Annotated in this window: 10 protein-coding genes; 2 read left to right on the top strand and 8 right to left on the bottom strand. The window is 50.5% G+C overall.

Annotation, left to right across the window (positions count from 1 at the left end; translation table 11 throughout):
- Nucleotides 1-13 precede the first annotated feature (13 nt).
- The 5 genes from fucR to fucP form a co-directional block, all read right to left on the bottom strand.
- A complete protein-coding gene (gene fucR, locus HUZ68_RS17845) occupies nt 14-745 on the bottom strand; it encodes an L-fucose operon activator (RefSeq protein WP_000642344.1) in 732 nt (243 codons plus the stop codon).
- Nucleotides 746-802: 57 nt separating this feature from the next.
- Nucleotides 803-1,225, bottom strand: a complete 423-nt coding sequence (gene fucU / locus HUZ68_RS17840) for an L-fucose mutarotase (RefSeq protein WP_000920840.1) — start codon at nt 1,223-1,225, stop codon at nt 803-805.
- Nucleotide 1,226: 1 nt separating this feature from the next.
- Nucleotides 1,227-2,645, bottom strand: a complete 1,419-nt coding sequence (gene fucK, locus HUZ68_RS17835; RefSeq protein WP_000808392.1) for an L-fuculokinase — start codon at nt 2,643-2,645, stop codon at nt 1,227-1,229.
- A 108-nt stretch (nt 2,646-2,753) separates the two neighbouring features.
- Nucleotides 2,754-4,529: an L-fucose isomerase gene (gene fucI, locus HUZ68_RS17830; RefSeq protein WP_000724153.1), complete on the bottom strand. Its 1,776-nt coding sequence runs from the start codon at nt 4,527-4,529 to the stop codon at nt 2,754-2,756.
- A gap of 32 nt (nt 4,530-4,561) precedes the next feature.
- Entirely contained in the window at nt 4,562-5,878 is a 1,317-nt protein-coding gene (gene fucP, locus HUZ68_RS17825; protein ID WP_000528603.1) for an L-fucose:H+ symporter permease, read from the bottom strand.
- A 546-nt stretch (nt 5,879-6,424) separates the two neighbouring features.
- Between fucP and fucA the strand changes: the two genes are divergently transcribed.
- Together fucA and fucO are read left to right on the top strand one after the other, a co-directional pair.
- Nucleotides 6,425-7,072 carry an L-fuculose-phosphate aldolase gene (gene fucA / locus HUZ68_RS17820; RefSeq protein WP_000440781.1) on the top strand — a complete coding sequence of 216 codons (648 nt, stop codon included), beginning with the start codon at nt 6,425-6,427 and terminating at the stop codon, nt 7,070-7,072.
- A 27-nt stretch (nt 7,073-7,099) separates the two neighbouring features.
- Entirely contained in the window at nt 7,100-8,248 is a 1,149-nt protein-coding gene (fucO, locus tag HUZ68_RS17815; RefSeq protein ID WP_000013583.1) for a lactaldehyde reductase, read from the top strand.
- Between the two features lie 54 nt (nt 8,249-8,302).
- On the opposite strand, the gene xni is transcribed toward fucO, so the two are convergent.
- From xni to sdaC, 3 genes are all read right to left on the bottom strand, one after another.
- Entirely contained in the window at nt 8,303-9,058 is a 756-nt protein-coding gene (xni, locus tag HUZ68_RS17810) for a flap endonuclease Xni (protein WP_000268232.1), read from the bottom strand.
- Between the two features lie 111 nt (nt 9,059-9,169).
- Nucleotides 9,170-10,537, bottom strand: a complete 1,368-nt coding sequence (gene sdaB / locus HUZ68_RS17805; RefSeq protein ID WP_000626404.1) for an L-serine ammonia-lyase II — start codon at nt 10,535-10,537, stop codon at nt 9,170-9,172.
- A 57-nt stretch (nt 10,538-10,594) separates the two neighbouring features.
- The gene (gene sdaC, locus HUZ68_RS17800; protein ID WP_000450476.1) at nt 10,595-11,884 is read right to left on the bottom strand and encodes an HAAAP family serine/threonine permease SdaC; all 1,290 of its coding nucleotides are present in this window, start codon (nt 11,882-11,884) and stop codon (nt 10,595-10,597) included.
- Nucleotides 11,885-12,311 lie beyond the last annotated feature (427 nt).

The following is a 12,311-nucleotide window of genomic DNA, read 5'->3' as shown; positions in this document are numbered from 1 at the left end:
GCTACCCTTTCCGTCAGGCTGTTACCAAAGAAGTTGCAACCTGGCGCTCATCAGAAATAATGTGCGTTACCTCATCCAGATGCCCGATGCGGGCTTCCCCTGAACGATTAAATTTACTTTTATCAATCAATAACAACGATTGCGCGGCGCGTTTTAATAGCATTGATTTGTAATCAGCGTTGATGGCATTGGAGTCCCACAGTGCGCCGCTGCTATCGATCCCTTCACAAGAAAAAATAAACAGATCGATTTCCAGCGATTTAAGTTGGGAAATCAGCGAGGGATTGACGTAACAGCCATATTTGCGCTCAAGTGTGCCGCCGGAACTGATCAGTTGAATGCGTTCGCGTTTACCGAGTTCATGGCAAATCGGATGGCTATTGGTGAAGACCTGAATGTTGATGTCAGGCAACTGGCGTGCCAGATACCAGCAAGTTGAACTGGCGTCTAAGGCTATCACCATCCCTTCTTCAATCCACGCGAGCGCCTCGCGCGCGATATCTGCTTTATGCGCATAATGGCTTTTCAGCCTGATGTGAAAGGGATCGCCACTGTCTTGATTTTGACGGTGGATATATTTAGCGCGTCCATGATTGCGCAGAATTTTACCCTGCGTCTGTAATTCATTGAGATCGCGACGAATGGTTTCTTTACTGACCTTTAGCTGTTCAGAGAGAGCTTCCGTGGTCAGGCTGGTATGGTTCAGCAGCAGGTCGACTATCGCTTGCTGGCGTGCCGCTTTCATATTTTTCACCCCATCATTCGATAACCGCCCGCGTCATGCGGGCGTACCGGTATGAGATTACGGTGTTACCCCTTTTTTTAAAAGAATATTCCCGTACTTCGCTCGTTCGCCTGTGATAACGATCGCAAAGGCTTTTTGCGCCCGTTCATAAAACGCAAAACGATTGATGCGGATGATGTCAGGACACGGGGCTTGTAGTGAAAGCGCATTACGGTAACGTCGTTCTACTTCAGGATCGAGAGTGTCACCTTCTACCGCTGCCATCATCACCAGCGGCGGTGCATAACTGTCCAGCTCAAATAACGGGATAATCGCCTGGAGCAAGTCGCTCACCAACAGGCCATCAGCGCGGATCACTTGCGGTCCCATCGAATGGGCGGGAAAGTGAGCATCGGAAAAAATAATTTCATCTCCATGTCCCATCTCTGCCAGCACTTTCAATAGTTCGGGAGAAATTAACGGCGAAATTGTTTTCAGCATTTCACACTTCCTCTATAAATTCAGGTTCAGTTTGCGGGTAGAAATAACGGTACTGATAATGAATCTGTGCACGGGCTTCTTCCGGGCTGTTAAATTCCCCTACGCCATACCAACCGAACAGCGCAGCTCCTGCGACGGTCGTTTCGGCATCGTCGAGAACTTTTACCGGAATATCAAGCATATTGGCTTTAATCTGATTCCACAATGTGTTGCGACTTCCTCCACCGACTAACAATAATTCAGAGGCTTTAAAGTGCCCGATTTTTTCCAGCATCTGTAGATTGCGCTGTAATTGCGCAGTTAACCCTTCCAGCGCCGCGCGATAGAAATGCCCACGCGTGGTATTAAGCGTCACTCCTTGCCAGCCAGCGTTCTGACACGACAATAAATCACACTGCATTTTTACGCCATCCGCGCCAGGCGCGATCAGACGAGCTTCTTCAATCAACATTTGCCAGGGTGTTTCAGCCGTCCAGAACAGTTTTCTCACCCATTCCAGCACGCCGGATGCCAGCCATTGCATACCTGGGTTATACAACCCTGCCTGGCTATCCAGTTCGCAGGTGGAACCGGCGTACTGACTTAACAGCGAAGTATCAACCTGGGCGCTACGGACCATTAAAATTTCCCATGTACCGGAAGAGAGCACGGGTTCATTTTGTTCAGCACCAGCGCCAAAAAGGGCGAACTGGGTATCGTGACCTGCGGAAATCACCGGTATGCCAACGGGTAAGCCGAGCATTGCTGCGGCGCTGTTCTGTAGCGTACCAATCTGTTCACCCGCTTCCACCAGACGAGGGAAGAGTCGGCGTGGAATACCGGTGGCTTGTAAAATTTGTGGACTGAAATCGCGTTGCTGGATATCCAGCATCTGGCTGGTTCCGGCCATCGTGATATCAGTAGTGAATTCGCCGGTTAAACGGTGGTTAATCAGCGACGAAATAAAGAGCCAGGCGTGCGCGCGTTCCAGCAGTTGTGGATGATTTTCTTTCAACCACACCAACTTATATAACGTATTGAAACTAAAGGCTCCGACGCCAGAAATAGCCTGCAACCGCTGTGCGGAGATTAACCGTTCAATATTGTCCATAACCGCTGCTGTTCGCGGACATTTCCAGCTAATGATCGGATAGAGCAGATTGCCTTGCTTATCTACCAGAGCGCCATCCACACCAAAGGTGGTGACGGCGATACCGCGGATGTGGCATTCAGTCAGTTCACTATTGATTTGCCGACAGCAATCAGCAAAGCGTTGCAAAATGGCGTCTAAAGACCACTGGTGCCAGGTGTTGTTTTCCATCGCGATATCGCTGGCATTAGGCGTTGAGGCGCGGGCAACAATTTTTCCCTGCCGATTAACCGCGATGGCCCTGACATTGGTCGCGCCACAGTCGAGTACCAGGATAACTTCTTGTTTCATAATCGCTCCTGCAATATAGCCGGATAATATTGCTTATCCGGCTAACCACTCTTGCTTGTTCAGGCCCGGTAGCCGGAGCGACCGGGCATCACATCAGGGAGTAATGTATTAACGCTTGTACAACGGCCCGTAGTTCTGGCAAGCGCGGTAATCCTGGCCTTCAATATCCATGCCGTGCGCAGCCCAGGCAGAAGGACGATACACTTTGGTCTCTTCAACGTTGTGCATACATACCGGGATACGCAGCATGGAGGCGAGAGTGATAAAGTCTGCGCCAACGTGGCCGATGGTCAGAACCCCATGGTTAGCGCCCCAGTTCGCCATTACCGAGTACACATCCGTAAACGGCCCTTTACCGGTGAGGCGCGGTGCAAACCAGGTGGTTGGCCAGGTTGAGTTGGTGCGTTTGTTGAGGATGTCATGCACATCCTTCGGCAATTCCACGCTCCAGCCTTCCGCGATTTGCAGTACCGGTCCCAGGCCTTTGATGATGTTGACACGAGTCATGGTGAACGGGACGCCGCCTTCGGTAAGGAAGCGGGAAGAGTAACCGCCGCCACGGAAGTATTCGTGGATCGCCGGGCACCATTCGGTAGCGGCGAGGCAAGCGTCAGCCTCTTGCTGAGAGATTTCCCAGTGTGGCTTCATCGTCGGGTTACCTTCGCTGTCGCGTTGTTTACAGGAACCGTCCAGCGCAGCAGAACCGGAGTTGATCAAATGGATGATGCCGTGTTCTGCCAGTCCATCGAGTTTATGCCCCGTTACACGCTCAATTGCTTCTGGTGACCAGTAGGTACGCACATCGGCAAATACCTGAGCGGTGCCGGTGAGCTGGTGACCCATTAGCATTGCCACGCCGTTAAGACTGTCGTTTTCGGTCGCCACGACAAAGGGTTCGCGCACGCCATTCCAGTCAAATGAACTGTTGAGGATCGCTTCGGCGGTGTCGCCATTGGGATATTGATCGGTCCAGTGGCGTTGCCCCTGGAAGCCCGCAGCGATGGCGTTGTAGCCAAGTGATTCTTCCACGCGACCAATATCGGCCAGTTTGCTGTTGCCTTGCATCATGTCGCGGATACACATCGCCATCAGTAAACTTTCGCGCAGAACTGCGCGGCTTTGCTCGGCATTGCGTTGATACTGTTTGTTATTTTCATCTTCGCCATAGCGGAAGTTTTTATCAGCCCAGGCCAGTGCCATTTCCAGTTCGGCTTCGTCGTAAATCTTCTGATCGATACGGCGACGCAGTTCGGTCATATCCACCGCCTGGACTTTCATTCCCAGCCAGGATTCAAAGAAGTTGTGATCAACAATAGAACCGGCGATACCCATCGAAACGCCGCCCAGCGACAGATAGCTTTTACCTTTCATGCTGGCGACGGCCAAACCGGCGCGGGCAAAGCGCAGCAGTTTTTCTTCAACATCAGCAGGAATCGATGTGTCATCGGCATCCTGAACGTCATGACCGTAAATGGAGAATGCCGGGATGCCTTTCTGGCTGTGAGCTGCCAGAGCCGCTGCCAGGTAAACAGCGCCGGGACGTTCAGTGCCATTAAAGCCCCAAATGGCTTTCGGGCGGGTTGGATCCATGTCGATGGTTTCACTGCCATAGCACCAGCAAGGCGTTACCGTAATGGTGAGGCCTACATTCTGACTGCTGAATTTTTCTTCGCAAGCAGCGGCTTCAGCCATACCCGCGATACAGGTATCGGAAATGACACACTCGACGGCAGCTCCGCAGGCATGGCGCAGTTTCTCGGTCAGCAGTGCGGCCGTAGCTTTCGCCATATTCATTGTTTGTTCTTCAAGCGACTCACGAACACCCATGCGACGACCGTCAATAACCGGGCGGATACCAATTTTCGGTAAGCTGATTTTTTTCATTACAGATTCCTCACTTTATTCGGAAAATATGTTCAGTTAGTTGCCGTTTGAGAACGGAAACGGGCAAAGATAAAGATGACCGCGAAGCAGAGTGCGGGGATCAGTTCAGCAGTGGGGATGTTGCCCGCCGCGTCACTGACAAAACCCATGACCGGAGTGACAATACCGCCGCCAATGATGGTCATAACGATGAAGGACGAACCGTATTTGGTGTCCTGGCCGAGATTCTTAATGCCCAGCGAGAAGATTGTTGGGTACTGAATCGACATAAAGGCGCTGCATAAAGTCAGGGCTATTAAGCCCACATGACCGCCAGCGAAGGCTGAGATCAGGCACAGTGCCATAGCGATTAATGCGTAGGCGGCCAGGACTTTGTGTGGTGCGAAGCGACTGATGAGCCAGGTACCGGTGAAACGACCAATAAAGAAGCACACCATGGTTCCGGTTAAATAGTTAGCGGCAAAGCCTGCAGTCATACCTGGAATTTCTTCTACAGCGTAGCGAATCAAATAGCTCCAGCAGGCCGTTTGTGCGCCAACGTAGCAGAATTGCGCTAATACTGCCCAGCGCCAGTGGCGAATACGCGCCAGGCGAGAAAGCGATGCGGAGAACGATCCTTGTTTGGCGTCACTGTGATTATCACTCTGCAATGCCGGGAATTTCGTCAGCATGATCAGCAGGGCGACCAGTAACACGATAGCCACGATGATCATATAAGGTGTCTGTACCGATAATACCAGGCTGTGTTTATACGCACTCAATTGCTCTGGAGACATTTTATCGAGAACGTCTTGCGATTGATGTGGCACGTTAGACAAAATAAGACTTTGCCCAAAGACAACCGCGATAATTGCGCCAAATGAGTTAAATGTTTGCGCAAGATTTAAGCGGAAGTGACCACTGCTTTCCGGCCCTAATACCGTAACAAAAGGGTTTGCGGCAGTTTCCAGACAACCTAATCCGGCTGCAATAATAAATAGGCCAACTAAAAATAAGGTGTAGTTCATTATTTCTGCGGCGGGCCAGAATAATGCAGCACCCAAGGCATATAAAAATAATCCGGTAATAATTCCTGCTTTATAACTGAGTTTTTTCATCAATATCCCAGCAGGAATTGGGATAATGAAATAACCAAAGTAAAAGGCCGATTGGATCAGGCCAGCCTGGAAATTTGTCAGTGTAAAAGCCTGCTGGAATTGAGGTAATAAAATGTCGTTAAGGTTATTGGCTACCGCCCAAAGAAAAAACAGTGAGCACAGCAGCGCGAATGGAATAATGTAACTTCTGCTTTGCCCTGCATCTTTATCTACCGCACGGTAACTCTGCGTTTGTATTGATGTGTTTCCCATAGCATCCTCTTAGGTTCAGAAGCTTAAGCACGTAATCGGTTATGTTTTCAAAAGTGCAAAACCAGCGAGTTCGGGCTTCATATCAGTGAATATTTGCCTGTCTGAAATGAACTCATGGATTCATTTTCAAATAAAAAACGCTCTGTAATATGACGGCGGTCACACTTATTAGCTGGAAGGTGACTTTATGTGACTACCATCACTTTAATAATCGAAATTTCATGCCCGTTTCAGAAAATAAATCATAAAAAACACAAACCCGATGACCGTATTAATTGTTTATGCCGAAAACGGGCATTCCTGGCTTAGGTGAATAGAAAAATGACCGTTTTGATAAATATTTTTAAGAGCGGTCATTTTTAATGGGGTTATAAAAAGAGAACTTGCAGTTATTTACTGTGATTAGTTGAACCAGGTCACAAAATATAAGCTTGTGAATTTCTTTCTTGTGAATCAGGAAGAAGATGGTGGGTAATTAAACGGCTAATTCAATAGTGTGAAAGGAACAACATTATTGCCCTGTTTTGAATCAGAGAGAGGTAGCTAATGGAACGAAATAAACTTGCTCGTCAGATTATTGACACTTGCCTGGAAATGACCCGCCTGGGACTGAACCAGGGGACAGCGGGGAACGTCAGTGTACGTTATCAGGATGGGATGCTGATTACGCCTACAGGCATTCCATATGAAAAACTGACGGAGTCGCATATTGTCTTTATTGATGGCAACGGTAAACATGAGGAAGGAAAGCTCCCCTCAAGCGAATGGCGTTTCCATATGGCGGCCTATCAAAGCAGACCGGATGCCAACGCGGTTGTTCACAATCATGCCGTTCATTGCACGGCAGTTTCCATTCTTAACCGATCGATCCCCGCTATTCACTACATGATTGCGGCGGCTGGCGGTAATTCTATTCCTTGCGCGCCTTATGCGACCTTTGGAACACGCGAACTTTCTGAACATGTTGCGCTGGCTCTCAAAAATCGTAAGGCAACTTTGTTACAACATCATGGGCTTATCGCTTGTGAGGTGAATCTGGAAAAAGCGTTATGGCTGGCGCATGAAGTTGAAGTGCTGGCGCAACTTTACCTGACGACCCTGGCGATTACGGACCCGGTGCCAGTACTGAGCGATGAAGAGATTGCCGTAGTGCTGGAGAAATTCAAAACCTATGGGTTACGGATTGAAGAGTAATTTCGTAAAGCAACAAGGAGAAGGATGATGGCTAACAGAATGATTCTGAACGAAACGGCATGGTTTGGTCGGGGTGCTGTTGGGGCTTTAACCGATGAGGTGAAACGCCGTGGTTATCAGAAGGCGCTGATCGTCACCGATAAAACGCTGGTGCAATGCGGCGTGGTGGCGAAAGTGACCGATAAGATGGATGCTGCAGGGCTGGCATGGGCGATTTACGACGGCGTAGTGCCCAACCCAACAATTACTGTCGTCAAAGAAGGGCTCGGTGTATTCCAGAATAGCGGCGCGGATTACCTGATCGCTATTGGTGGTGGTTCTCCACAGGATACTTGTAAAGCGATTGGCATTATCAGCAACAACCCGGAGTTTGCCGATGTGCGTAGCCTGGAAGGACTTTCCCCGACCAATAAACCCAGTGTACCGATTCTGGCAATCCCCACCACAGCAGGCACTGCGGCAGAAGTGACCATTAACTACGTGATCACTGACGAAGAAAAACGGCGCAAGTTTGTTTGCGTTGATCCGCATGATATCCCGCAGGTGGCGTTTATTGACGCTGACATGATGGATGGTATGCCTCCAGCGCTGAAAGCTGCGACGGGTGTCGATGCGCTCACTCATGCTATTGAGGGGTATATTACCCGTGGCGCGTGGGCGCTAACCGATGCACTGCACATTAAAGCGATTGAAATCATTGCTGGGGCGCTGCGAGGATCGGTTGCTGGTGATAAGGATGCCGGAGAAGAAATGGCGCTCGGGCAGTATGTTGCGGGTATGGGCTTCTCGAATGTTGGGTTAGGGTTGGTGCATGGTATGGCGCATCCACTGGGCGCGTTTTACAACACTCCACACGGTGTTGCGAACGCCATCCTGTTACCGCATGTCATGCGCTATAACGCTGACTTTACCGATGAGAAGTACCGCGATATCGCGCGCGTTATGGGCGTGAAAGTGGAAGGTATGAGCCTGGAAGAGGCGCGTAATGCCGCTGTTGAAGCGGTGTTTGCTCTCAACCGTGATGTCGGTATTCCGCCACATTTGCGTGATGTTGGGGTACGCAAGGAAGACATTCCGGCACTGGCGCAGGCGGCACTGGATGATGTTTGTACCGGTGGCAACCCGCGTGAAGCAACGCTTGAGGATATTGTAGAGCTTTACCATACCGCCTGGTAAATGCGCTGATGTGATAATGCCGGATACGACGTTTGCGGCGTATCCGGCTCGCCGTTACCGTACCAATCGCAATTGCTGTAAATTGCCATCGATATGCAAATCGGTTTGTAAGCGGGCAATATCGCGGCACAGAAACGCCATCTCTTTATGGGTTTCTAATTTTTTGCGCCACTTTTCGGCAACCGCATCCAGATTCTCATATATCCCTTCCAGACTCTGAAACTCGACCAGCAGCTGCGTGGCGCTTTTTGGTCCGATTCCCGCAACACCCGGTACCTTTGAACTACTGATCCCCGCAAGTCCCCAGTAATCGGGCAACTGCTGCGGTTGAACGCCAAATTCTTTATCGATAAATGGCGCATCCAGCCAACGTTTCTGGAAGTAATCACGAATACGTAATGTCGGTGAAAGTAACTGACAGTAGCCTTTATCTGTCGAAACAATCGTTGCCTGATGCCCGGCCTGTGTCACTTTGACCGCCAGCGTGGCGGCTAAGTCATCGGCTTCGTTGCCGCTGGTTGACCAGCACGGGACGCCGCGTTGCTCAAAGGCGGCGCGTAATGCAGGCATCTCGTCGTGCAACTCTTCCGGCATTGGCGGTCGACCCGCTTTGTAATCTGGTAAACGCTGATGACGCCAGCCGCTACTGCGGTTTTCATCATCAAAAACGGCGACAGCGTGGGTTGGCTGGCTGTGCATAATGAGCTGATCGAGCGCGTGCTGGCAGGTTTCGACACAGGGCGAACCCTGAACGGCATGAATGCGACGAATAAGATTCAGTGCATCGACAATAAGCAAATGAACAGCCACGATAACCCCCTTAAAGATCAGGCGATAAGGGTAACATTCGATACTGGAACAGGCTATGGCTGGATGAGAAATCGGGAAGAGGCCTCGCAAAAAGAGGCCTCTGGAGAGCGATTAATCGCAGGCAACGATCTTCATTGCCAGGCCGCCGCGAGAGGTTTCGCGGTACTTGGCGTTCATATCTTTACCTGTTTCGTACATGGTTTCGATAACTTTATCGAGGCAGACGCGCGGCTCGCTGGTACGGCGCAGCGCCATACGTGCGGCGTTCACCGCTTTTACTGCCGCAATGGCGTTACGCTCGATGCATGGCACCTGTACCTGTCCGGCGACCGGGTCACACGTCAGACCGAGGTTGTGCTCCATGGCGATTTCCGCCGCGATGCACACCTGCGCCGGGCTTGCGCCTAATAGTTCTGCCAGACCAGCCGCCGCCATTGAGCACGCCACACCAACTTCACCCTGGCAACCCACTTCGGCACCAGAAATCGACGCGTTCATCTTATAAAGAGAACCAATGGCGCTGGCTACCAGCAGGTAACGAGCCAGTGAGTTAGCGTTCACTTCGCGGATAAACTTATCGTAGTACGCCAGCACTGCCGGGATAATCCCGCACGCACCGTTAGTCGGCGCAGTCACCACGCGACCGCCAGCAGCGTTCTCTTCGTTCACTGCCAGTGCAAACATGTTGATCCAGTCAACAACCGCCATCGGGTCAGTGGTGGTTTTATCCTGGCTGACCAGCATCCGGCGTAGTGCCGCAGCACGGCGTGGAACACGCAGTTTGCCAGGTAACACACCTTCGGTGGAAATACCGCGCTCAATACCGCCACGCATCACTTCCCAGACGTTCGCCAGGTGCTGTTCCAGCTCTTCTTTGCTGTGCAGCGCCAGCTCGTTTTTCATCATCAGGCCAGAGAGTGACAGCCCGGTTTCCTGACAATGTTTTTGCAGATCGGCTGCTGAACTGTACGGATAAGGAACTTCAACCGGTGCGCTATCCTGCTGGCCAAAATGCTCTTCATCAACGATAAAGCCACCGCCAATAGAGTAGTAAGTCTGACTGTAAACGACTTTATCACCCGCCAGCGCGGTAATGCGCATACCGTTTTCATGCAGAGAAAGGTTGTCTGCATGGAAGTTCATGCACTGATCAACCGGGAACTCCACTTCATGCTGACCGTTTGCCAGCATCAGGCGACCATGAGTATTCACATCCTGAATAAAACCAGGGATGGAATCGATATCCACGGTATCCGGCAGGTTACCCGCCAGGCCCATAATAATGGCGATATCAGTGTGGTGGCCTTTACCAGTCAGAGAGAGCGAGCCGTACACGTCAACCACCACGCGGGTCACGTCTTTAAGCAGGTTACGGGCAATCAGATCGTCGGTAAATTGTTTACCCGCTTTCATTGGTCCAACGGTATGAGAACTGGAAGGGCCAATGCCGATTTTGAAAATATCGAATACGCTAATCATAGGAAATACATCGCGTTAAAACGGAGGAAGCGCCGCCCGAAAGCGGCGCGAAAGGACTTAGCTGAACAGAGAGTAGAAGATTGCGGAGATTGCAATCAGACCCATCACGACAACGAATACGTTGCTGATGTGACCGCTGTACTTACGCATTGCCGGTACTTTCTGAATTGCGTACATCGGCATCAGGAACAGGATCATCGCGATGATTGGGCCGCCCAGGGTTTCAATCATACCCAGGATGCTCGGGTTCAGGGTGGCAACAATCCAGGTCGTTACCAGCATGAACAGCGCAGTGATACGGTTCAGCTTGTTGATTTCGATAGACTTACCTTTACCACGCAGAGATTTAATCACCATACCGTTGAAGCCTTCACGTGCGCCCAGGTAGTGGCCGAGGAAGGATTTGGTGATAGCGATAATCGCGATAATCGGAGCCATCCACGCGATAACCGGTGCGTTAAAGTGGTTAGCCAGGTAAGACAGAATCGAGATGTTCTGCTCTTTAGCCGCAGCCAGGTCTGCCGGAGTCAGGCTCAGTACGCAGCTGAAGACGAAGAACATTACGGTCAGCACCATCATGATGTGTGCGAATGCCAGGATCTTCGAGCATTTCTGTTCTGCCATATCGCCGTACTCTTCACGCTTCGCAACGGCGAAAGAAGAGATGATCGGAGAGTGGTTGAACGAGAACACCATTACCGGAATTGCCAGCCACAGGGTCATCCACAGACCGTTTCCGGTTGCAGATGCAGTGTCCAGAGACAGCGTTTCCAGTGCTGCGCCGTTCCACTGCGGGATCAGGTACAGAGCCAGCAGCATCAATACGCCAACAAACGGGAACACCAGAATACTCATCGCTTTAACGATCATCTGCTCACCGAAGCGAACGATGGTCATCATACCCACGATCAGGATCAGCGACAGAATCGCACGTGGCGGTGGCGTCATACCCAGCTGGTGAGACATGAAGCTTTCAACTGTATTGGTGATTGCCACGCTATAAACCAGCAGGATCGGGTAGATAGCGAAGAAGTAGAGCAGGGTAATCAGTTTACCTGCGCCAATACCAAAGTGTTCTTCTACAACCTCGGTGATGTCTTCGCCCGGGTTTTTACCAGACAGTACGAAGCGAGTCAGGCCGCGGTGAGCAAAAAACGTCATCGGGAACGCAAGGATAGCCATGATGATCAGCGGGATCATACCGCCAACACCGGCGTTGATTGGCAGGAACAGCACGCCCGCGCCGATTGCCGTGCCGTAAAGGCCCAGCATCCACATGGTGTCTGTCTTGCGCCAGGCACTACGAGAGTCTTTCGACGCAATCGTGCTGGTTTGAGTCGTTTCCATCTATTTCTCCTGGAGGAATGCAAATAATTCAGCTTTTAGCCAGTTCAGCCCGGGAAGGTGCCTGACCGTAAAAATGAAATCTGTCTATCGGCGATGGCTTAATCATTTACCGCCGTAATAATTTGAGGGCGGAAAGATACACACAAGTTATGTATCTATCAGTGATCTTGATCCCAAATACAATAATCTACTTGGAAGATAGATTATCCCAACGCTTTACTCTGTAAATCAAAAGTAAAAGAGAATTTAAGGGCAATATTTGCCCATTAAACGACATCTGACTTCTTCCGGGGCGCGCAATATATGTAGGTTGAACTGAAAAAATCAATACTTTTAGTTAATCATGGCGATAATTTCTTTTTCATAGCGATAAAATACGGTTTATGAAAATAGGGAAACGTTTGCGTTGCAATATAAATTGTATGAC

The organism is Shigella dysenteriae (assembly GCF_022354085.1).
Lineage (GTDB): Bacteria > Pseudomonadota > Gammaproteobacteria > Enterobacterales > Enterobacteriaceae > Escherichia > Escherichia coli.
The sequence above is the reverse complement of the archived record's forward strand: the minus strand, read 5'-3'. Positions and strand labels throughout refer to the sequence as shown.

Bases quoted from the DNA above. Each gene is read 5' to 3' on its own strand.
- fucU (WP_000920840.1), bottom strand. From the start codon at position 1,225: ATGCTGAAAACAATTTCGCCGTTAATTTCTCCCGAACTATTGAAAGTG.
- sdaC (WP_000450476.1), bottom strand. From the start codon at position 11,884: ATGGAAACGACTCAAACCAGCACGATTGCGTCGAAAGACTCTCGTAGT.
- fucR (WP_000642344.1), bottom strand. From the start codon at position 745: ATGAAAGCGGCACGCCAGCAAGCGATAGTCGACCTGCTGCTGAACCAT.
- fucK (WP_000808392.1), bottom strand. From the start codon at position 2,645: ATGAAACAAGAAGTTATCCTGGTACTCGACTGTGGCGCGACCAATGTC.
- fucP (WP_000528603.1), bottom strand. From the start codon at position 5,878: ATGGGAAACACATCAATACAAACGCAGAGTTACCGTGCGGTAGATAAA.
- fucO (WP_000013583.1), top strand. From the start codon at position 7,100: ATGGCTAACAGAATGATTCTGAACGAAACGGCATGGTTTGGTCGGGGT.
- fucI (WP_000724153.1), bottom strand. From the start codon at position 4,529: ATGAAAAAAATCAGCTTACCGAAAATTGGTATCCGCCCGGTTATTGAC.
- sdaB (WP_000626404.1), bottom strand. From the start codon at position 10,537: ATGATTAGCGTATTCGATATTTTCAAAATCGGCATTGGCCCTTCCAGT.
- fucA (WP_000440781.1), top strand. From the start codon at position 6,425: ATGGAACGAAATAAACTTGCTCGTCAGATTATTGACACTTGCCTGGAA.